This window comes from Vibrio vulnificus CMCP6 (assembly GCF_000039765.1).
In the GTDB taxonomy this organism is placed as follows: domain Bacteria; phylum Pseudomonadota; class Gammaproteobacteria; order Enterobacterales; family Vibrionaceae; genus Vibrio; species Vibrio vulnificus_B.
In genome coordinates this window covers 1,118,839-1,140,824 of sequence record NC_004459.3, presented here as the reverse complement: position 1 = coordinate 1,140,824, position 21,986 = coordinate 1,118,839, and the positions used below count along the sequence as shown (strand labels likewise).

Annotated in this window: 21 protein-coding genes; 9 read left to right on the top strand and 12 right to left on the bottom strand. The window is 50.3% G+C overall.

From position 1 onward, the window contains the following. Positions 1 to 7: 7 nt before the first annotated feature. The 3 genes from VV1_RS05435 to rhtB all read right to left on the bottom strand — a co-directional run bounded on the left by VV1_RS05435 (position 8) and on the right by rhtB (position 2,344). Positions 8 to 343, bottom strand: coding sequence for a metalloregulator ArsR/SmtB family transcription factor (locus VV1_RS05435; RefSeq protein ID WP_011079154.1), 336 nt, complete (start codon positions 341 to 343; stop codon positions 8 to 10). Positions 344 to 449: 106 nt separating this feature from the next. Beyond that, positions 450 to 1,673, bottom strand: a complete 1,224-nt coding sequence (locus tag VV1_RS05430; RefSeq protein WP_011079153.1) for an EAL and HDOD domain-containing protein — start codon at positions 1,671 to 1,673, stop codon at positions 450 to 452. Positions 1,674 to 1,726: 53 nt separating this feature from the next. Further along, complete coding sequence (gene rhtB, locus VV1_RS05425; protein WP_013570931.1) at positions 1,727 to 2,344, bottom strand: homoserine/homoserine lactone efflux protein; 618 nt, start codon at positions 2,342 to 2,344, stop codon at positions 1,727 to 1,729. A gap of 63 nt (positions 2,345 to 2,407) precedes the next feature. On the opposite strand from rhtB, the gene VV1_RS05420 reads away from it, so the two are divergent. Together VV1_RS05420 and VV1_RS05415 are read left to right on the top strand one after the other, a co-directional pair. Continuing rightward, the gene (locus VV1_RS05420; RefSeq protein WP_011079151.1) at positions 2,408 to 3,406 is read left to right on the top strand and encodes an alpha/beta fold hydrolase; all 999 of its coding nucleotides are present in this window, start codon (positions 2,408 to 2,410) and stop codon (positions 3,404 to 3,406) included. A gap of 180 nt (positions 3,407 to 3,586) precedes the next feature. Further along, a complete protein-coding gene (locus VV1_RS05415; protein WP_011079150.1) occupies positions 3,587 to 4,417 on the top strand; it encodes a Cof-type HAD-IIB family hydrolase in 831 nt (276 codons plus the stop codon). Positions 4,418 to 4,514: 97 nt separating this feature from the next. On the opposite strand, the gene VV1_RS05410 is transcribed toward VV1_RS05415, so the two are convergent. Further along, complete coding sequence (locus VV1_RS05410; protein WP_011079149.1) at positions 4,515 to 4,985, bottom strand: EVE domain-containing protein; 471 nt, start codon at positions 4,983 to 4,985, stop codon at positions 4,515 to 4,517. 41 nt (positions 4,986 to 5,026) lie between these two features. Between VV1_RS05410 and VV1_RS05405 the strand changes: the two genes are divergently transcribed. Next, positions 5,027 to 6,577 (top strand): COG3650 family protein, encoded by a 1,551-nt coding sequence (locus VV1_RS05405; RefSeq protein WP_011079148.1) that lies wholly within the window; start codon positions 5,027 to 5,029, stop codon positions 6,575 to 6,577. Further along, on the top strand, positions 6,574 to 7,179 hold the full coding sequence (locus VV1_RS05400; protein WP_011079147.1) for a tRNA-uridine aminocarboxypropyltransferase: 606 nt from the start codon (positions 6,574 to 6,576) through the stop codon (positions 7,177 to 7,179). Before VV1_RS05405 ends, VV1_RS05400 begins: the two co-directional genes overlap by 4 nt. A 49-nt stretch (positions 7,180 to 7,228) precedes the next feature. Here the strand turns inward: VV1_RS05400 and VV1_RS05395 are convergent, their stop codons facing one another. The 7 genes from VV1_RS05395 to lptM all read right to left on the bottom strand — a co-directional run bounded on the left by VV1_RS05395 (position 7,229) and on the right by lptM (position 14,483). Continuing rightward, complete coding sequence (locus tag VV1_RS05395; RefSeq protein ID WP_011079146.1) at positions 7,229 to 9,718, bottom strand: bifunctional diguanylate cyclase/phosphodiesterase; 2,490 nt, start codon at positions 9,716 to 9,718, stop codon at positions 7,229 to 7,231. 129 nt (positions 9,719 to 9,847) lie between these two features. Next, complete coding sequence (gene yigB / locus VV1_RS05390) at positions 9,848 to 10,564, bottom strand: 5-amino-6-(5-phospho-D-ribitylamino)uracil phosphatase YigB (protein ID WP_011079145.1); 717 nt, start codon at positions 10,562 to 10,564, stop codon at positions 9,848 to 9,850. Further along, positions 10,561 to 11,511 (bottom strand): tyrosine recombinase XerC, encoded by a 951-nt coding sequence (gene xerC / locus VV1_RS05385; RefSeq protein ID WP_011079144.1) that lies wholly within the window; start codon positions 11,509 to 11,511, stop codon positions 10,561 to 10,563. The genes yigB and xerC overlap by 4 nt, the downstream gene beginning before the upstream one ends. Further along, a complete protein-coding gene (locus tag VV1_RS05380) occupies positions 11,480 to 12,181 on the bottom strand; it encodes a DUF484 family protein (RefSeq protein ID WP_011079143.1) in 702 nt (233 codons plus the stop codon). The genes xerC and VV1_RS05380 overlap by 32 nt, the downstream gene beginning before the upstream one ends. A 42-nt stretch (positions 12,182 to 12,223) precedes the next feature. After that, positions 12,224 to 13,054, bottom strand: coding sequence for a diaminopimelate epimerase (gene dapF, locus VV1_RS05375; protein ID WP_011079142.1), 831 nt, complete (start codon positions 13,052 to 13,054; stop codon positions 12,224 to 12,226). A 10-nt stretch (positions 13,055 to 13,064) separates the two neighbouring features. Beyond that, positions 13,065 to 14,318 carry a diaminopimelate decarboxylase gene (gene lysA, locus VV1_RS05370; RefSeq protein WP_011079141.1) on the bottom strand — a complete coding sequence of 418 codons (1,254 nt, stop codon included), beginning with the start codon at positions 14,316 to 14,318 and terminating at the stop codon, positions 13,065 to 13,067. Between the two features lie 48 nt (positions 14,319 to 14,366). Beyond that, positions 14,367 to 14,483, bottom strand: a complete 117-nt coding sequence (lptM, locus tag VV1_RS25525; protein WP_013570924.1) for an LPS translocon maturation chaperone LptM — start codon at positions 14,481 to 14,483, stop codon at positions 14,367 to 14,369. 75 nt (positions 14,484 to 14,558) lie between these two features. Here lptM and cyaY point away from each other — a divergent pair, with 75 nt between their 5' ends. After that, positions 14,559 to 14,873, top strand: a complete 315-nt coding sequence (gene cyaY, locus VV1_RS05360; RefSeq protein WP_011079140.1) for an iron donor protein CyaY — start codon at positions 14,559 to 14,561, stop codon at positions 14,871 to 14,873. Between the two features lie 116 nt (positions 14,874 to 14,989). Here the strand turns inward: cyaY and VV1_RS05355 are convergent, their stop codons facing one another. Beyond that, positions 14,990 to 17,524: a class I adenylate cyclase gene (locus VV1_RS05355; protein ID WP_011079139.1), complete on the bottom strand. Its 2,535-nt coding sequence runs from the start codon at positions 17,522 to 17,524 to the stop codon at positions 14,990 to 14,992. 363 nt (positions 17,525 to 17,887) lie between these two features. Between VV1_RS05355 and hemC the strand changes: the two genes are divergently transcribed. From hemC to VV1_RS05335, 4 genes are read left to right on the top strand one after another with little or no spacing between them, the layout of a single operon-like run. Then, a complete protein-coding gene (hemC, locus tag VV1_RS05350; RefSeq protein ID WP_011079138.1) occupies positions 17,888 to 18,826 on the top strand; it encodes a hydroxymethylbilane synthase in 939 nt (312 codons plus the stop codon). 1 nt (position 18,827) lies between these two features. Beyond that, positions 18,828 to 19,559 carry a uroporphyrinogen-III synthase gene (locus tag VV1_RS05345; RefSeq protein ID WP_011079137.1) on the top strand — a complete coding sequence of 244 codons (732 nt, stop codon included), beginning with the start codon at positions 18,828 to 18,830 and terminating at the stop codon, positions 19,557 to 19,559. A gap of 14 nt (positions 19,560 to 19,573) precedes the next feature. Further along, positions 19,574 to 20,785 (top strand): uroporphyrinogen-III C-methyltransferase, encoded by a 1,212-nt coding sequence (locus VV1_RS05340; protein ID WP_011079136.1) that lies wholly within the window; start codon positions 19,574 to 19,576, stop codon positions 20,783 to 20,785. After that, a complete protein-coding gene (locus tag VV1_RS05335) occupies positions 20,782 to 21,963 on the top strand; it encodes a heme biosynthesis protein HemY (protein ID WP_011079135.1) in 1,182 nt (393 codons plus the stop codon). The genes VV1_RS05340 and VV1_RS05335 overlap by 4 nt, the downstream gene beginning before the upstream one ends. The last annotated feature ends 23 nt before the right edge of the window (positions 21,964 to 21,986 follow it).

Genomic DNA, 21,986 nt, shown 5'->3' with positions numbered 1-21,986 from the left:
TTTCAATTTAACAGCACGCCACACGATCTTGTTGATGCAGGCGCGCAATATCTTGTTGATAAACTTGCTTTAAACAGTTGGAAGCAATCAGATCATCGACCATTTTTTTCATCCAACCAGGCAACTGTTCGGAGAGGCGATAAAAGACCCATTGACCCTGTCTTTCATCCACCAGCAGCCCGCTGGCTCGCAGCTGTGCCAAATGACGAGAGACTTTCGGCTGGCTTTCTTGCAGGGCATAGGTGAGCTCTCCAACACAAATCTTGCCTTCACGAGCCACCAGCATCAGGCAACGAACGCGAGTTTCATCAGAAAGCAGTTTAAAAAACTGGTGTGGTAGCATGCTTACATTCCTATATGTGGATATGCGTATATATTGAGAAAAAACAAAGCCGACGTCAACGCGTCGGCTCAGTTGTCATCAAAAATTCATATTGCGTGGTGTCAGTTTAGATCAGAGCAAACTCCTGCGACCAACGCTGCGCTTCGACCAATTCGTAACGCACCTCTTCTATCGACAAACCCAGTTGTTCACACCACTGCTCAATGCCACGCCAGTCTGCCTGTTCGAAACACTCCTCGAGTGCAATCAATGCCCCATAAGCACCGCCACGACACAGTAATGCCTGTTTCGCAATTTCGCTCAATGGCAGGTGGTTAACCAAAGACTCCACCGACAGATCCATCATCGCATCGAGAATCGACAGCAAACCGATCATAAAGCCTTGTTCGTTGTGCTTACTGAAAGGGTGACGACGAGACATCAACTCACAAAATTGCGCGCGTTGCAGCGAGAGGTTATACAACTCACGCGGCTTGTTGGTTGAGACATAAGACGCCACCACCAGAGAGACGAACATTTTCAGCTTGTCTTGCCCAAGGTAAATCAGTGCTTGGCGAAACGAACTGATGGTGACTTCAAGACGAGTCGACTGAGTATTGACGAAACGCAACAGCTTGTAAGACAACGCCACATCTTGCGAAATGATCTGCTCAATGCGGTCAAAATCTGGCTCGCTCTTGCACACTTCACGAAACAACTCCAACGCCACGGTCTGCTCAGGGCTGACATAACGTGTTTGCACTACCTCTGGCTTACTAAAAAAGTAGCCTTGAAAGAATTTAAATCCTGCCTCTTTCGCCAGTTCAAACTCTTCTGCCGTTTCCACTTTTTCTGCCAAGAAATGGTATTTCACGCGCCGTGCCAAGTGTTCTTTGACCAACTCACACGCCTTCTCCATCCCCAAATCCATCACATCCAATTTCACGATGTGCACATACGGCAAAAAACGTCGCCACTCCGGGGTTAAGGTGAAGTCATCCAGCGCGATCACATAGCCTTCACGATACAAATCTCGAATGGCGTCAAGCAGCTCATCCGTTGGCTGACACGTTTCCAGCACCTCAATCACGACTTTGTTTTTCGGCAGACTGAGTGGCAAACGGCGAATCAAGGTTTGATACGGAAAGTTGATAAAACAGCGTGAAGAAGCGATGGCCGGATTGGTGCCTACGGACAGAAAGTTTTCCACTATCAGGCGATAGGTCGCGCGGTTTGATTCGATGTGTACCGGATAGGCATTGCTCTCTCCGTCACGAAACAAAAGTTCATAACCTAAGGTATGTTTCTTCCGATTAAAGATCGGCTGCCGTGCGACGTATGTGGTATTCATTTAGTGCTTTATTCTTATGCTCAGTGACTAACCAGTGAATTTATCACTGCTAGTTATGATTTTGCAGCTGCTAATAATGCCCCACAACCCATAAACATTGAACCAAATACTTTGTTTATTTTGCCCATCACTTTCTCTGAACGGATAAAACGCCCCAGTTGAGATGCCAAGGTGGTGTAGCCGAGCATGACAAACGCATCAATCACCACGGTCGTGATGCCTAACACCGCTAACTGGGTCACTTGATCTTGGCTTGGATCGATAAATTGCGGAAACAGCGCCACTAGAAAGACGATTGATTTCGGATTGGTCAGATTGATCAGCACCGCTTTGCGCAATAGCGCAGTACTGGAAATGGCATGTTGTTGCGAGGCCGTCGCGAGGCTTGACGTATCACGCCATTTTTGAATGCCCAGCCAAACCAAATACACTGCACCCACCCACTTAATCACCGTGAATGCCGTCGCCGATTGTGCCACCAAAGCGCCAATGCCCGCCCCAACCAGGACAATATGGACCGCCAAACCAATTTGCAGCCCCACAATGGAAGCCAGCGATTTTCGCGTGCCATAACTGAGGCCATTGCTGATTGAGTTCACCGTGCCAGAGCCCGGTGCCAAACTGAAAACGATTGCGGTCACAACATACGCCAACCAAACATGGGTATCCATTTGCATTTCCCCGATAATTCTCTGATCATTGACTACAGAAACGCATGATCAGGTATTTATTTAATGGTTAATAACAGCTCACCTCTCTCTTATACGCAAGAGGCTTTATTTGAGCAAGCAATAGGTGGTCCGATCGCTGCCCTATGGCAGCAGCGACAAGAGGGTTTCCTAAAAACGCGCGATAAGATGCAGTTGTATTGGTGTAAGCTGACCAACCCGCAACACAAAAAGGCGGTGCTGGTAGTGAATGGCAGAATCGAATCTGCTTGGAAGTACCAAGAACTTCTGTTTGATCTCTACCGTCAAGGCTATGACGTCTACAGCTACGATCATCGAGGCCAAGGTTTATCAGATCGCCTGGTCAAAGACTCTGATATTGGTCACGTCTACGAGTTTGATGATTACATTCTCGACATGGAAGCCGTGATTGCGCACTTTGATTTCTCTCCTTATCAGCAGCGACACATTGTTTCTCATTCGATGGGCGGTGCCGTCGCCACGCGCTACTTACAAACCCACCCACAACATGGTTTTGATAAGTTGGTGCTCAGTGCGCCGATGTTTGGTATCGATCTCCCTTGGTATTTGAGTCCAGTGGCCATGGCGGTCAGCCAAATTCTCACCGCCGTGTACCCAACGCCTACTTATGCGCCGGGACACAAAAGTTATTATGAGAAGCCCTTTGAAGATAACCCGCTTAGCCAGAGCCAAGCGCGTTATCAATGGTTTAGACAGTTGTATCGCGACAAGCCCGAGCTGCAAGTGGGTGGCCCGAGCACCCGTTGGGTGTGGCAAGGCTTAATGGCCGCCAAACAGTGCATTTTGCTGACGCGCCAGCTCACCATTCCGGTGTTGCTGTTGCAGGCGGGGGGCGATCGCATCGTCAGCAATCAAGCACAGTCGCAGTTTTTCAAAAAGCTGCACAAAACCAACAAGCGCAGCGAAATGGTGACGATTGAAGGCGCGCAACATGAATTGTTGTTTGAGAAAGACCACTACCGTAATCAAGCACTCAGCGCGATGTTCCGCTTTTTGCAGAAAGAGGAAAGCAACCAAGCTTAATTTACCCTCTTTTTCTCTCCGCTTTTCACATACACTAGCCAGCATCCCCCTAGTGAACAGCGTCTAGACAGGCATCCAAGCTGGATAGACGTTGTGTCACTTTCTACCGACTCAGGCAATGGCCTGTGTCGATAACGTTTCCTGTTTCCTGAACACATCCGACTGACATAAGAGGGCCGTATGACTGCGAGCTTGCCAAATAAAGAGATCACCAAAATCGTTGCTTCCGATCTGGATGGCACGCTGCTGGCACCGAATCACCAACTCAGCGAATTCTCCAAGCAGACGCTCAAAGCACTGCATGAGCAAGGTTATACCTTTATTTTCGCCACTGGCCGTCACCATATCGATGTGGCCGGCATTCGCGCTCAAGTGGGCATTCCTGCCTACATGATCACCTCAAACGGTGCTCGTGTTCATGACCAGCATGACCAACTGATGTACAGCAAAAATGTTCCGGCCGAGCTTGTGCAGCCGGTGATTGATATTGTCAAACAAGACCCTGAGATCTTCGTTCATCTTTACCAAAACGAAGACTGGCGCCTCAACCGTGAAGACGAAGTGATGCGCAAGTTCCATGAAGAGACGGGCTTTACCTATAAGGTTTACGATATCGACAACGCACCGACTGACGGCATTGCAAAAATCTTCTTCACCCATCCAGAGCAAGATCACGAGCATCTGGTTGGCTTTGAAAACCAGTTGCGTGAAGCCTTTGGCGATAAACTCAATATTGCCTTCTCAACGCCTTGGTGTTTGGAAGTGATGGCTGCGGAAGTGTCAAAAGGGGACGCGCTGAAAGCGGTCGCAGAATCACTGGGCCTGACACTGGAAAACTGTGTGGCCTTTGGCGATGGTATGAACGACGTGGAAATGTTGTCGATGGCGGGCAAAGGGTTGGTGATGGAAACCTCTCACGAAAAAGTGAAGAAAGCCCTGCCAGACAACGAAATCATTGGCAGCAATGCCGACGATGCCGTGGCGCACTATCTGCAAAAGCATCTGCTATAAATACGGCACCATCAATGACCACGGGGCAGCGTCACGCTGCCCCGTTTTATTTTTACCTGTTACTCATTTGAGCCAACCTTGCTTCACATCGGCAAGACTAACGGCGGCTCGGCAGTTTTTCTTTGGTTAAAATTGCCTGCCATTCTTGTTCCGTCACTGGCATCACCGACAAGCGATTGCCCTTTTTCACCAATGGCATGTTTTCCAACTCGGGCATGGCTTTCAACACCGCCAAAGGGATCACCCGTTCGGTTTTGCGCACAAATTCCACATCGACCATTATCCAACGCGGTTTTTCTGGCGTTGATTTCGCGTCGTAATAGTCGCTGTTGGCATCAAATTGAAAATGATCGGGATAGGCTTCACGAACCACTTTGGCGATCCCTGCCACGCCAACCTGCTTGCACGAGGAGTGGTAAATCATCACCCAATCGCCCTCTTTAACCTCATCACGCAGCATATTTCTTGCCTGATAATTTCGCACTCCCTCCCAACATGAAACCTTTTGTACGCGTAAAGTGTCGATAGAAAAGGTGTCCGGTTCAGTTTTAAACAACCAATATGCCATAATGCGGTCCAAGCAGATTTAGAGATGGAGAAAGATATAACATGAAGGCGTTTAAAAACCCAGTCGCCCTATCGACACTGTTGCTGTTACAAGCGTGTTCAACCAGCGCCCCCGTCGCCACTCAATCTGCTCCTGTGCTGCCAACGGCCAATCTCAGCCAGCCAGAGTCGGTGATCGCACAGAGCTTTATGCTGTCAGGCAGTTTGGTCGTCGGCCATGAAGCACAATACATCACACCTTGCGGCAGTACGCAGCAATATTGGCTACAGCTAAGTGCTCAGCAACGTCAGCAATTGATGGCGCTGACCAGCCTGCCCTATCAGTCCATGTATGGCGAAGTGATCGGCCATTTAAAAACCACCGGTGATGAAGGTTTTGCTTCGGAATACGATGCGTTGTTTGTGGTGGAGCAACTCAACTTAGTCGATGCCAGCAACCCAACCCGCTGCGAGCAAGCCGCTCGCCCAACGCAAGCATTTGGTAATGAGCCCAACTGGCGTATCGATTTTGCTGCCAATCAGCTGACCATCAAGCAACTGAGCAAACAAGAGCAAACGCGTGTGATTAGCCGCAGCCAACTCAGCCCCCGAAAACGCGAGTATCAGTTTGATGACGGCCAATTGCTCCTCAGCGAAAATTTGTGCAAAGACACCATGAGCAACAGCCTTTACGGATGGAAAGCAACGCTTGACTGGCAAGATACCCAGCTATCTGGCTGTGCCACCACCTCGAACATCGATGCCACGCTCGGTTGGGGTGGTTTGTACACAGCCACCTCAACCCAATCTTCCGGTTTTAGCGTGCACATGCAGCTCAACGCAGACCACAGCGCTGAAACGCGTTATCTCTATGCCAATGAAGAGCGTCCTTTGGTGGAAAAAGGCTACTGGCAGCAACTCAATCCCAACCAGATCCAAGTCGTGATGACGCATCATCAGGGGCAAAAATTAGTCACCGAACGCATTTTCACCCGCACGGGCTCACAGCTGAAAGCGGACAAGGAAAAAGTCGGCAAGGTGGTCTATCCGATTGCTCAAGGGGGGCTGATTTTGTATCCCGCCGCCGCAGGTGAAATGATGAGTGACACTCCCATCACCACTCAAACTGCCGTTCCCACAGACACCCGTAACGTAGCCTCCAGCGCGGAGTTTCGTCGCGATGTTGATCAGGCAATACGTGAGTATTTTCGTCTGCACAAAACCGATCCAAGCAATAACCAATACCGCTGGCTAACGTACGATCTCAATGGAGATGGCAAAGAAGAACTGCTGGCGCAATTGGATTGGTGCGGCTCGGGTGGCTGTACCCTGCTGATTTTTGAAAATCATCAAGAAACTTGGCGCTTCAATAGCCGCATTACCTTGGTGAACACACCGATTTACCTCGGCAATCAACGCAACCACGGCTGGCAAGATCTTATCTTCAACGTCAGTGGCGGCGGCGCCAAAGCTCAGTCACACCTGATGCAATATGATGGTATTAGCTATCCACTCAATCCGAGCGTTGCGCCTGTCGCGCTTGGTGAGCAGATCAGTCAGGTAGAACTGTTTTCTGATGGCATCAGCCCGGTACGCGAAGGAGTGAAACTGTGAAGCCACAAGCCTGCCCTCAGTGTGGGCTGCGTTATCAATGCTTGTGTGACCAGTTTCCATCACTGCAAAGTGAGGTCGCACTGGTGCTATTGATGCACCCCAATGAGGTCGAGCGAGAAACCAATACCGGGAAATTACTGCATTGGTGCCGTTTGCCCGTGCGCCAGTTCGTTTGGCAACGCGCAGCGCCTCCGCAAGCGTTATTGGATCTCCTTAGCGATGCGCAGTTTATGCCTGTGGTGCTCTACCCCAGTGAACAGAGTATCACCCTGACTCAAATAAAAGAGCGCGCCCAGCAAACCCAGCGCCAGCCACTGTTTATCATTCTTGATGCCACATGGCAGGAAGCACGAAAGATGCTCAACAAAAGCGAGTGGCTAAAAGCACTGCCACAGCTCGCTTTACACGGCGACAGCGCGTCGAACTATCAACTAAGACGCAATCAGCAACAAGGCAACCTGTGCACCTTAGAGATTGCGGCAGAGTTAGTGAAACAACTCGGTGAAGCACACAACGCCACGTCAATGACCGAACTGCTGCGCCATTATTTGGCGGCGTTTCATGCCGATCGCAGTGGCCACGCGCTAAAAAGCGAGCCTTAACAACACAGAGGTTAGCCCTGATGCTCCATCTAGGGCTAACCCGTACCCCTCAGAATAAACGACTTGGCTGGCCGAGATAATAGCCCTGTAAGTAATCCACTCCCATGTCTTGGGCGATTTCACACACCTGCTGATTGTGGACAAACTCCGCCACCGTTTTCGCTTCCAGCACCTGACACAAGCGCACCAACTGACTGGCGATCTTGCGCTGTTTGCTGTCTTGGTCGATGTTGCGGATCAAGCTGCCATCGAGTTTGATGATGTCTGGCTCAAGCTTAATAATTTCGTCGATGTTGGAGTAACCCGAGCCAAAGTCGTCAACAATGATGCGCGCCCCCAACTGACGGAAATGGCTGCACACTTCAATCATCCGGCCATAATCTTTGATCTGCTCCGATTCCAACACCTCCAAACCGATACGGCTAGGGTCATTGAGCTGACGAATCGCCGTTTCCAATAGCAGCATGGTTTTATCGCTCATCAGGTCTTGCGGGGAAAGGTTAATCGAAAACATCCCGTCTCTCTCTCGCATATAGTTCAAGGTGCTTTGAATCATATGGCGGCTCAAACGGGTATAGAGGTGGGTGTCGGCAATAATTGGCAAAAACTGCCCTGGTAAAATAATGCGTCCGTCGTTTTCGACGATTCGCACCAAACATTCTTGTGAGTAGGGAGTGGTGCCGTCGGCGTGAAACAAAGGCTGCGCGTAAGTGACGATATTTTGCTGCAAGATTGCCCGACTGACGCAACTGAGCCAAGCCAGTTGCTCTTTGCGTCGCTCGTCACTCACCTGAATGTCTTTGGCGTTGCAAATATGGGTGTTGCTACGCACTCCAGCGCGCCGCGCCTCAATCGCTTTGAGCAGCAGTTCGTCACCACTGGCTTGCGGAAAATCTCGCCGGCTGGCCAAGCCACCGCACAATGAAATTGACAGGTAATCCACTTGTTCCAAGCCAGACGGTTCAAAGTTAGTCTGCTCAATCACATCGGCAAAACGGGTAAACTGCTGCTTGATGGTCTCACCACAAATTTCAGCACGAAAGACAAATGCCCACTCGCCAACACCAATGCTGTACAACTGCATATCTGCCTGTTTGCCCAAACGCCGCCTGAGACGAGTTAAGAAACTCACCGACAACATACGCAGCAGCTCATCGCCGACTTGATAGCCATACTTTTCATTGATGTGGCTGAAGTTGAGCAGCTTTAAGGTCAACAAATGTTCATCATCGCGAATGGTCGACAAATACTCTTTCAGGGCGATGCGATTTTGTAACCCTGTGCGACTGTCACGGCGATAACTTTCTTGCAGTTTCAGCGTTTGCCGCTCTAGTTGATACTCCATATGGGACTGCACCTGGTCGAGATCGGCAATCGCATTACGAATCAAACAAAACAGCGGTGAAATGGTGCTGTCGACATCATCAGCGGGCAGTTTGAGTTCGGTCACTTCATCGCTTTCGCGCATCGCCAGATAGGTCAAACTGTGGTGCAAAATCTCTTGCTGTAGACCGTCGTGATACAACTCACCCATGCAGTAGCTGCCGTGACTGGTCGTGATCTGATGAAAAGGCGCCACTTCTTGGCAACCATCGATAAAGTCGAGCCGAGACGCACAGTTGTAGATAAACACCGTTTCCGGTTGATGCAGTGCCAGCTCCACCACGCCATGCTTGAGCTGCTCTAGAGTTAACGAAGGGTGGTTGTAGCAAAAACGCACCTGATCGCCGATAGACCAAGTTTTATCGAAAGAGATACTGCCATCGTGGTGGATCTCACGTACCGCACACACCTCTTTGTGTTTGCCTCGTTCTCGGTAGAGCGGAAAATTGAGCAGATGGCTAGCCGAGAGTTCATGACCATCGGCCAAATAGCGCTTGTAAACCTCGTAGGCCGGCTTATTGCCAAGAGAAATGAGACGCTGCCCTTCGGCGGCCGTAACGGCATGATACATGCCAACCGGGTTCCACTCTGAGTACGCGCTGGTCCATACTTTAAGCTGTTCACTGTGCAAAGCCACGGCCACCACTGCTTGCGTGTAGAGCTGGTCTTGGTGCAGCACCCAACATCCGTCAGCGCCACTTTGTGCTAAACCGCCACACACTGGCGTTGCGATACCTTCATTGAACGCGCCGTACAGCGGGTAATCTTGCCGCTCTACTTGCACGGAAAAGCTGATCACCGCTCGGCTGGCGGGGGTTAATTGCAATGCTTGGTATAAATCGTAACCATCCAGTTCTGCGGATCCTGAATAGGACACCACTGCCGAAGTCAGTGTGGTGTGACAAAATTCTGCGATCACCACCAAACACCCGCCGGTTAAAATTTCACCGCCATAAATGGTGTGCTGCGTACTGTGGCCAATGATGTCCACATTCGGCAAATGCGCCAACAGATGCCGTGCGTATCCCTGTGTGATAGAGGCCGTCTGAGTGGAGAAAATCTGCACCAAATAGGTATTGTGCGCATCCCAGCGATAATCGGTGGTCATCGCTTGCAACTGCGTAAGATCCTCGACCCAGAACGAGAAAGTCTGCATATCCGTATCAACCCCGACGTCAAATGGGCGCAAACCCTGCGTGTTCCAATTGTGAGAATTCTAATTTATGATGCTTTTTCCAGCAAAACCAGCGTTATGCGGGGAAGATTGATAGGATTGAGAGCGGGCTTACAAAAGTAGGAGTAACTGACTTAATTCATTGATTTCTAAATTAGGAAGAGTTTTGGCTTTGGCTTGCTGACGTAGATTGATCTGCTTTGGATTGATCCAGCACGACATAAAACCATGCAAATTGGCACCATGTACATCCGAGAGCAAGTGGTCGCCAACATGGAGAATGCGCTGCGCCGGCAACTGCAAGATCTGCTCCGCACGCTGGAACAGATCGCCCGCTGGTTTAGCCACTCCATCAGGGCCCGCTTTTAAGATGGCTTGAAAGTAGCCTTGCAAACCGATCGCCGCGACATCCACGTTACCATTAGTGATCGCCACTAAAGGCAGCTTGTCCGCCAGTAATCTCATGACACGGTGCGTTTCTGATGGCACTACCAATTGGCTGCGCCAATACAACGCTACCGCAACACCCTCATCCGCCGCTTGCTGCGCTGCCACCACATCGTACCCAAGACGCAAAAATGCCTGGGTCAGTTGCTGATGACGCAGCTGCGTCACATCACTGCGCAATTGCGGGGAGCTTGCCGCCACTTCACGCTTTAACTGAGACCAATCGCTATGACTCATCACTTGTGTCGCAGGATGCTGCGCGGCGAGCCACGCCAACACCTCACGCTCCAAGCGTTCAATCACCGGACGGTTATCATACAAGGTATCGTCTAAGTCGAAGGTCATTGCCGCGATCGGCTGCAGCGGGCGGTAATGTTTCATTCATCTTCCTCTTTGTGTTGAGAAGATTTTTTACGCGCCCTTGGGTGCGCTTGATCATACACATCGGCCAAATGTTGGAAATCGAGGTGTGTATAGATTTGCGTGGTCGAAATGTTTTCGTGACCAAGTAATTCTTGCACCGCACGCAGGTTATTGCTCGATTCGAGAATGTGCGTAGCAAATGAGTGACGCAGTTTGTGCGGCGTAATATGGCTCGCCACGGCTTGTTTTTGACCCCATTCCGCCATGCGCTTTTGCACACTGCGATGGGAAATGCGCGTGCCCAGCTTCGAGACAAACAACGCCGGTTCACTTGGGTCTGCCAAACCACTGCGCACTTTTAGCCATTTTCCGACCCACTCGACCGCCATGCCAGCAAAAGGCACTTTGCGTTCTTTGTTGCCTTTACCGATCACGCGAATTTCGCCACTGCGCAAATGCACATCACGGACATCGATATCGACCAATTCGGCCAAGCGCAATCCCGCACCGTACATCAGCTCCATGATGGCGCGATCACGGATGGCCAGCGGATCATCCTCATTCACTTCAAGCAGTTGATTCACTTCATCAACATCGAGATTTTTGGGCAGAGGACGTTTTTTACGCGGAGCCGAAACCCCTTTGGCTGGATTGGCCGTGAGGATGCCACGCAAAATCAAAAAGTCGAAGAAGCTGCGCAGCGAAGACAGACGCGTCGCGATGCTGCTCGCCTTCATCCCCTCGCGCATCCCTTTGCCCGCCAGTTGGCGCACCCAACCTGCGTCCACTTGCGGCCACGCTTTGAGCCCCATGCTGTGTAAGTGTTCCGCCATGGTTTCCAGTTGCTGCTTGTAGTTGCGCTGGGTGTGCAGGCTTAAGCCTTTCTCCGCACGCAAGTACTCGTAGAACTGATCAAGCGGCTTTCTCAGGCCACTAGGCAGTGGTGTGTTTGACGCTGTCGTCATGCTGCAATTGCCAGGCAAGGGTTTGAGCTAAATGGGCCACCACTAATGAGAGATGACGTAAGAACAAGGTATCCATCTCCGGTTGGAAATGACCACCGTCGGCACTGGAAAACGCCAGCAAACCAAGGGGATGTTGCTTCACCAGCGGCAAGACCACGTAAGAGCCCATTTCTGGCACAGGTAAATCACCAAACAGCGCTTCGCGATCAGCGTTGCGCAGACGGCCCAAATACGCCGATTTGCCATTGAGATGGTTGGTGGCAAAACGCTGATAGTTTTCCATGCTCAGTTGATGCTTTGCTTCACATTGGTTCAGCAAACGCACATAGGCCACCAGACCAAGCTCATGCGCTTTTTGCTCAATCGCTTTGACTACTTGTTGAAAATCGCGGCAACGCAGGATCTGCTCTTGCAGGTCCATGAACTCATAAAAGGTGCGATCGTTGTTCGCTGCCAAAGACATCAAGGTCGTGATCTCTTCTTCCAACGCTTCGATACGCTGACGCTGACGATTCAGCTGAATATGCACCAAGGAGACGGTACCTTGCTCCGGGTGCGGAAAGTTCAAGCGGTCGACCAACTCCGGACGATGAACAAAAAAATCGGCATGATCTTGAAGATACTCCGCCACCACTTCGGCGGTCAGAGCATCGGCTTCAGGGTAAGACAAAACGTTTCCTCTAACGATACAAACTCAACGAGCGGATAGCGCTTAACAAGAGAGCTGGCCATCAAACACATGAGTGGCAGGGCCAGTCATGTAAAGTGGCTTACCCGGACCTTGCCAATGAATGTGCAAATCGCCACCGGGCAAACTCACGGTGACATTTTCATCCAACAAGCCTTGTAAGATGCCGACCGCCACCGCGCCACACGCACCGCTGCCACAAGCCTGCGTTTCACCCGCACCACGCTCATACACGCGCAGACGGATCTGTTCACGGTTGACCACTTGCATAAATCCGGCATTGACGCGCTCTGGGAAACGCTCATGCGATTCAAGCAATGGTCCTAACGTCTCCACTTCTGCGCTATCGACGTCATCCACCACAGTCACAACATGTGGGTTGCCCATGCTCACCGCACCACAAAACAGCGTTTTTTCGCCAACACGCATGATGTAGGTTTTCTCTTTTTGCTTGGCGCGAAAAGGGATTTTGTTCGGTTCAAACTCCGGCACACCCATGTTGACGGTAATTTGATCGTCCTCTTCCACATCAAGAATCATTTTGCCTTTCTTGGTGCTGACACTGATGCTGTATTTATTGGTCAGCCCTTTCATCCGAACAAAACGAGCGAAACAGCGCGCGCCATTGCCACACTGTTCCACTTCACTGCCATCGGCATTGAAAATACGATAGTGGAAATCCGTCTCAGGATCGTAAGGTGCTTCCACCACCAGCAATTGGTCAAAGCCAACGCCAGTATGGCGATCCGCCAAACGGCGGATCAGCTCTTGAGAGAAGTAAACGTTTTGAGTAATGCAGTCGACCACCATAAAGTCGTTACCCAAACCGTGCATTTTAGAAAAATGGAAATGCATAAAAAGCTCGTTACTCCGGAAGAATGTGTTCTAGTTCCCACAAGCTACGCAATTCTTCGCGCTGGCGTACCAGATAATGCTGTTTGCCATCCACCATCACTTCCGCCGCACGCACACGAGTGTTGTAGTTGGACGACATGACAAAGCCATAAGCGCCCGCACTGCGAACCGCTAGCAAATCGTTCTCTGCCAACACCAGTGAACGGTCTTTACCGAGGAAGTCTCCCGTTTCACAAATTGGCCCCACGAGATCATAAGTCACCGCTTCGCCTTGGCGAGGCTGAACGGGCACAATGTCTTGCCACGCTTGGTACAGCGCAGGGCGCATCAAATCGTTCATCGCTGCATCAATGATGGCGAAATTTTTGTGTTCTGTGTGCTTGAGGAATTCTACTTTGGTCAGCAATACGCCCGCGTTCGCAGCGATCGCGCGTCCTGGTTCAAAAATCAGTTCCAAATCTTGGTGATTTTCTAAACGGCCCAATAGCGCTTTGGCGTATTCAGATGGCTGCGGAGGCAATTCGTTACGATACACCACGCCAAGACCACCACCCACATCAAGGTGGCGAATGTTGATGCCTTGCTCTTTCAAATCATCAATCAAAGCAAGCAAGCGATCGGTCGCATCGATAAACGGTTCAATTGCGGTAAGCTGCGAGCCGATATGGCAGTCGATACCTTGGACGTTAAGGTTTGCTAGGCTCTGGGCAAATTGGTATACCGCTGGCGCGCGGTCAAAGGCGATACCAAATTTATTGTCGCGCAGACCCGTTGAAATATAAGGGTGGGTTTGAGCATCCACATCCGGGTTAATGCGCAGTGAGATTGGCGCTTTCACACCCAACTCTCCCGCAACGCGGTTCAAACGCTCAAGTTCAGGTTCCGATTCGACGTTAAAACACTTGATGTTGAGTTCAAGCGCACGGCGCATTTCCGCTTCGGTTTTGCCCACACCAGAGAACACCACTTTACGTGGGTCGCCGCCAGCGGCCAACACCCGCTCCAATTCACCACCGGATACGATGTCAAAACCAGAGCCTAATCGCGCCAAGGTGTTCAGTACCCCCAGGTTCGAGTTGGCTTTCACCGCATAACAAACCAGGTGAGGATGCCCTTCTACCGAGCGGTCAAACGCATGCCAGTGACGCTCTAGCGTCGCACGCGAATAAACATACAGAGGTGTGCCGTACTGCTCAGCCAGACTGGTTAAGGAAACCTCTTCCGCCCAGAGCTGACCATCGTCCTGATAATTGAAATAATCCAAAATTCACTTCCCTTATAATATGGTCGACTGCTAAATCAGTTGCGATGCCTACTGTGATTGCTCAGATTGTTGAGCGTCATCTGGAATGTACAAAGCGCCCGATTGACCACATCCGGCCAATAGCGCTACCGACAAGGTTAACAGCACAGTAAGTATTTTTTTCATTTTGCATATCGTGATTATTGATTCAATGCCCCCTATAATCGCACCACACTCAGGAAAAGCAATAGGATAGATAGGATGAACAATACTGAATTTCATCAACTAGTGGATAACGAGCTACAACTCATTGAAGAAGCGATTGATGAATCAGGCGCAGACATCGATTACGAAACCACGGGCAACGTGATGACGTTAGAATTTGATGACCGCAGCCAAATCATCATCAATCGCCAAGAGCCGATGCAAGAAATTTGGTTAGCCTCGAAATCCGGCGGTTTCCACTTCCAATACAAAGCGGGTCAGTGGATTTGCTCCAAGACTGGCGTTGAGTTTGCACACATGGTCAAACAAGAGTGTGAAAAGCACGCGGGTGAATCGATCGATTGGGCTTAAACCAACGTCGTCTCACACCAGCAACGCACAAACACAAAGAGCACCTTTCGGTGCTCTTTGTGTTTCGAGTAGACTAAAACGCGTAGCTATCGTTAAGCCATTAAGCGGCTAGGTAACTATACGTTGACCGCTTTGGACATCTTCGTTTGAGTACAGGCATCGTTACGATAAGGAATAATGTACGACTCCTGCCCTTCCTCTTGCGGATGAATGATTTGGTAATACTGAGGCAAGTTGAAGTTAATGCATTTCGAGGCAACATGCTTGTCGTCTTTCACCGCGGTGTAGAAGCTGTTCACGCTGGCGATCATCTCATCTTTAGAGCCGCTAAACTGGTGATACACTTCCACTTGGTTGGCTTCGTCCAACACATAAATGTTGAAGCCTTTCTCCGTGTCTTCAAAGAAAAACTGAATCAAGCCTTCGCTGGCAAAACCATCCACCACGGGCGGCAGATGATAGTCGTCTTCACGATCCAGCATCAACAGAGGTGAGCCCTTGAGTTTATTGGTGGAGATGCTGCGGTAAAAATCGACCGAGTTTTCTAACTTCTGCACCGACACGCCGCGACGTTCAAAGAACAAACCGAAGGTTTGGGCCGCCAAGCGAATCGCTTTAAAACGGCGACGCTTTTCTTGCTCCACCGGCTTAAGGCGCAAATCAATGCACTCAGCTAACAGTTGATACACCATATTGCGCATCACACCGCGTAAGTTTTTGCTGTAGCAGAACACATCCACCGACTCTGGCGGAATCGCGTCTTGGTGCATTTTGCCCAACACGGTTTTCAGTGCATCCAACATCGCGGTTTCGCCACGGAAATGCAGAGTCCGCACTTCATGCCAAGAATTGCGATAAACCAGGTCAACACTGCCAATCAAACATTTCTGTTCCGTACCAAAACTGAAAATGTCAGCGTTCTTGAGATCGACTTTTAGTGAGCGTCCAGACAGCTCTGCGGTTGGATCGTTTTCAAAGTTGATGAACATCGCCAATTGGCTGATTTCACATGGGCTGGCTAACGCTTGCATGGTCGGACGGCGTTTACGCAGCGAGAAGGTATTACGTAAATCACTCACCATCTGATAGAACTTATCGATGTCGAGCTGTGCTTCTCGCACCACCGCGTGCAAACGGGTGGACTCAGTGATCAAACCGTTGAAGAAGGCCCACGCCACCAACTTACTTAAGTATTCATGATGCTCAAGGTAAGGTTGACCTAAAATACGGTGCGCAATCAGCGGTTGCTTATACAGATACCAGCCGGACTTATTGATGCGCCCTTCGCGCACTTCAATAAAACTCAAATCGGGTTCGTGCAAATCTGGAGAAATTTGTGGGTTGAGCAGCGTCACCTTACCCGGCAACACTTCAAACGCCGCATAGAGCTTACGCGCAAGAATACTGATGTCCTGAGGACTAATCGCCGAGGTAATATCGTTGCGACGCGCAAACTGAATCAAGTTACGGTAACTCTGCATCAAGGCATCAAGCAAGGCATGATGCACCACTTTGACCTGTTCCACTTTCCAGTTACGTCGGTTGTCTAACTCGACAATCACTTCCTGCGACCATTGCCATTGGCTGGTCAACTCGTGCAACGCTTCACGGCGCCACGCCACGGAACCGACACCCGGTTCACGCGAGAGTTTTTCATGGGTTTTGAGGTAGAAGCAGCGACGCACCAGATCCAAACGTGTGTGGTCATTAATGCGTTCGAGATAGCGAGTGACTTTCTCCAGCATCAGATAGTACGCATCCATCCCATAGAGATCTGGCTCATGAGCAAAGAAACGACGCTTACTGTCGATACTCAGCAGTTGCGTGTGTGGGTATTCCCACGAATACGCTTCAAGCAAAATTGCCTTCAAGACCGACTTGTATGGCGAGTCGATACTTTTGTAGAGCTGCCACAAGTTCGAACCAAAGTACTCTTCAGCAGGAATGCGGCTCAGTTGACCAAAATCGATCCACTCATTGCAATTGATGTGGCCACCATTGCACAGCTCTGCCACGTATTGTTCGTAGCACTCTTCCATCTCAGGCGGCACGATTTGCCACAACAAACGCTGCCCAGCAAGACGTACCGCTGAACGATAAAACTCATCCAACAGCAACATATGCTGTGACGAACCACAGTTGTCACCCGTCATCTCTTCCGAGCGGTTGCTGCGGAAACGATCTTCATCCATCAAGAAAAAGTTGGCTTCTACGCCATGCATCTGCGCCCAATCGGTGATCAGTAAGCATTTATTGGCGAGGCTCTCTCTTTCGTCATGGCCCATTTGTGTAGGAATGCAGACCCAAATATCGAGATCACTGGAGGTGCTTTGGCCAATGGACGAGGTACTGCCCATGGTATAGAGACCAAGAATTTGCGCATGCGGCGCGCGAGGTAAGGACTGACCTAGGGTTAACTCCGTGTCATCAACAAACTGCTGTTGAATATCGTTGAGCTTAAGCCCATGCACCCCAAAGGGAACATCAGCGTCAAAATAGCCGGGAATAGCGGGGTGATTAAAGTGCAGTAAAACCGGGATGAGGTGAAATACTTGCTGACTTTGCAAATCCATAAGCGCCAGCGCACGCTCGATGCGTTGCCGGTTGAGGGTATCTAATCGCTGGATTAATTTTTCGGTATAAGCCTGCAAGGGATATCCTTGGTTTCAATATTGAGACACGTCTGCATAAGTTTTGAGCCATCCTGGCTAAAAAACGTGATCAATTTAACACTTCCATCCGTATTGGTAAAGACAAATGCGCTGCATTCTTCACCACAACAAATCGCATTGGTGGTAGGCAGAACACGGCCTCAAACTCGGCGGCTAAGTGTCGCTTGTAATCTTTATAACTAATAATAGTCCATCCGCCAAATGAGAATCCAATCACACTATTTCAGTCTCACGTACCATTTCGTTAACCCTAGCATCAGTTCCACCAACTAACAGTAAGACTTTAGCAGTGAGAGTGGTAGGATTAGCCCAAATCAGAACGTTCAAGATATTGGGAAGACAATGACACACTCAACGCCAATCCGAATCGCAACACGCAAAAGCCCCCTCGCTCTATGGCAAGCCTACTACGTAAAAGACGCGCTACAAAAAGCCCATCCGGGCTTGGAAGTCGAGCTGGTGACCATGGTGACCAAAGGTGACGTGATTCTTGATACCCCTCTTGCCAAAGTGGGTGGCAAAGGCCTTTTTGTCAAAGAGCTCGAAGTGGCAATGCTGGAAGGGCGTGCAGACCTCGCCGTTCACTCGATGAAAGACGTGCCAGTGGATTTCCCAGAAGGTTTAGGTTTGGTGACGATTTGTGAGCGTGAAGATCCTCGCGATGCCTTTGTCTCAAACACCTACCATCATGTTGATGAACTGCCTCAAGGCGCGGTTGTCGGCACTTGTAGCTTGCGTCGTCAATGTCAATTGAAAGCCTATCGCCCAGATTTGGTGATCAAAGAACTGCGCGGCAACGTCGGCACTCGTTTAAGCAAACTCGATGCAGGTGAATACGACGCGATCATTCTCGCGGCCGCTGGCTTGAAACGTCTTGAGCTGGAAGAGCGCATCCGCAGCTTTATTGAGCCAGAACAATCGCTCCCAGCCGTCGGCCAAGGTGCCGTGGGCATTGAATGTCGTACTAACGATGAGCGTATTCTCAAACTTCTCGAACCGTTGAACCACGCCGATACGGCCGATCGCGTCAAATGCGAACGCGCCATGAACCTCACCTTAGAAGGCGGCTGCCAAGTGCCAATCGGTAGCTATGCGCTGCTTGAGGGCGATGAGATCTGGCTCCGTGCGTTGGTGGGCGAGCCAGATGGCAGCGAAATCGTCCGTGGTGAAATTCGTGGCCCTCGCGCGCAGGCGGAACAATTAGGCGTGCAATTGGCCAATCAACTGCTGGATGAGGGTGCCAGAGAGATCCTCACCAAGTTGTACCAAGACCACGAATAACATGGCGGTACTGGTAACAAGGCCAGCCGAGCAAGGCCAAGCGCTTTGCCAACTGCTTCAACAAGCTGGAGTCCCTGCACTCCAGCACCCTCTTATTGATATCGTTGCGAATAGCTCACTCAACACCCTCGCCAACGACCTGAAACAAAGCGATGTGATCATCGCAGTGAGTCAACATGCGGTGCAATGCGCCGAACACATCCTCAAAGCACAGCAACAAAACTGGCCGCAAAACGCGCTTTACCTTGCCGTTGGTCAAAAAACCGCACACTATTTGAGCAAAGTTACCCACCAAGACGTAAACTACCCGACGGTCAGTGATAGCGAGCACCTCCTACAACTCCCAGTGTTCAATCGGATAGCAGGAAAACGCGTATTGATTCTGCGCGGTAACGGCGGACGAGAACTGATACATCAGGCATTGAGCCAACGAGGGGCTGACGTCCGGTATTGTGAGACCTACCAGAGAGAATTGATCCCCTTTGATGCGGTAAGCTCTCTCACCTTATGGCGCGATCAGGGAGTCGACACTCTGATTGTCACCAGTGCAGAACAACTCGACTACCTCCACGCTCAAATGAGTGATGAGGGTAAATTTTGGTTATATCAACAACGCTTGCTGGTTCCCAGCGAACGTATTGCTGCCATTGCGACCCAACTTGGCTTTACTCAGGTTTGCAATGTAGGAAGTGCCTCGAACAAAGATTTACTGGCTGCTCTCCAGCCTAAGTAACACAGGACAAACTCATGACAAGTAAAAAAAATAACGAGCCAAATAAGCCTGAAGAAACAACTTCTCAACCAATAACCTCTGACGCCTCCACGCCAGAAACATCGAACACCGAATCGACTGCGTCCGTTTCAGCCGATGAACCAACGGTGACACCAACAACACCGCCACCAGCAGCCGCTGCAAAGAAAGAAGATAAAAAACCGAGCCAAAAACTCAGTATCCTTGCCATCATCATTGCGTTGTTGGGCACTGGCGGCGTGGCGTTCCAGCTTCAACAGCAAAACAGCCAATATCAGGCACAAATCGCTGCGCTGCAAAATCAGTTGCAACAAACGCAAAGCGCGATGAGCACTGAGCTTAACCAAGTGAAGCAAGAGACCGTCGCCAAAGCGACCGAAGTCACTCACAAAGCAGAAGTGGTGCTGGCTCAGCAGCAGAAAAGCATCGAAAGCTTGCAACTTGCAATGGCGGACGTAAAAGGCCGTCGCCCGAACGATTGGTTATTGGCGGAAGCCGACTACCTCGTCAAACTGGCGGGCCGAAAACTGTTCCTTGAGCATGACGTCGTGAGTGCCACCAGCTTGATGGAAAGTGCCGACCAACGCATCGCGGCACTCAACGATCCAAGCCTCGTGCCTCTGCGCAAAGCGATGGCCAAAGACATTACCGATCTGAAAACCATTCCACTGATTGACCGCGATGGTTTAGTACTGCGTTTGACCGCACTGCAACAACAAGTCGACCAATTGCCATTGGCAAATGCCATTCTGCCAGAAGCGAAGACCGTCGAGAAACAACAAGTCTCTGACGACATCAACAACTGGCAAAACAACTTAATGGCGTCGCTCAAAGCCTTCTCAGAGAACTTTATTACCTTCCGTACTCGCGATGGCAACGTCATTCCACTGTTGTCGCCAGAGCAGCACTTCTATCTGAAAGAGAACATCAAAGCGAAGATCGAAACCGCCATCAAAGCGGTCTATCAAGAACAAGGTGAGGTTTACACCACCTCACTCACCACCGCAGAAGCGTGGTCGCAAGCGTTCTTTAACCAAGATAACAACACGGTGAAAGAGTTTACTCAGTCGTTGAAACAGCTCAGCGAGCAAAAAATTCAGGTGCAATACCCTGTAAAACTGCAAACGCAAAATCAATTGGCGGATGTAATTCGTGAACGTCTACGCCGTGAAGTCACTAGCATGACCAGCACGGAGGCGCAGCAATGATTCGTTTGATCTTCCTCTTTGTCGTGCTTGGTGCCGGGCTGTTTGTCGGTACCCAGTTTTCTGGCCAGCAGGGTTATGTGCTGATCTCGATCGCCAACACCACGATTGAAATGAGCGTCACCACCTTGGTGATTTTCATTGTCGCGGCTTTGGCCGGTTTGTTTGGCTTAGAATACCTAGTTAAAAAAGTACTCTATACCGGTTTCACCACGTGGAACTGGTTTAGCGTACGCAAAATGCGCCGCTCTCGTCGTTACACCAACGAAGGCATCATCAAGTTGTTGGAAGGCGACTGGAAAGGCGCAGAGAAGAAAGTGACACGCTGGGCCAACCATCATGACATGCCTCTGCTTTGTTACTTAGTGGCCTCAGAAGCAGCGGATGGCCAAGGTGACAAAGCCAAGCGCGATCACTACTTAGCATTGGCTGCCGAGCAAGAAAATGCCTACTTGGCGGTAGAGCTAACCCGATCAAAGCAGTTGGTACGAGAGGGCGAATTTGCGCTGGCGTTTGATAGCTTGCAGTCTCTCAAAGGTCGCTACCCTAATAATCCGATTGTGCTGAACTTGCTCAAAACCACTTACCTAGAGCTCAAGTTATGGCAGCCTCTGATTGACCTCTTGCCAACACTCAACAAGCAAGCGTTGATCTCCCCAGAGGACGCCGAACAGATGCACCAACGAGCTCAGTGCGGTTTACTGGCCGACGTTGCTGGGCAGCAAGGCAGTGAAGGATTAATCAAACACTGGAATACACTGCCACGCAAAGTCAAACAAGATCCACATTTGGTGGCCTGCTTTGCCAAACAGTTGATTGCCCGTAAAGCCGACCACGAAGCACTCACCGTGATCAAAGAAGCACTGAAAAAATCACCATCGCCAGAGCTGTACGCACTACTGCCACAACTCAACCTTAGCGATGTGCATCCTGTGATTGTGATGCTCGAACAGAATGTGAAAAACGACAACCACAACGCCGAAGCGCACAGCGCACTGGCGCAGTTGTATTTCCGTGAAGGCAAATGGCCACAAGCACAGTCGCACTTTGAAACGGCACTGAAAGTACGTTCGAGTGTTTCCGACTACGCTTTCCTAGCCGATGCGCTTGAGAAGCAAAACCTCAACAAAGCCGCGCATGAAGTGTCACGTAAAGCGCTGACGCTGGTACAAAATCACTGATTCTTGGTGAAAGAGATAACCTG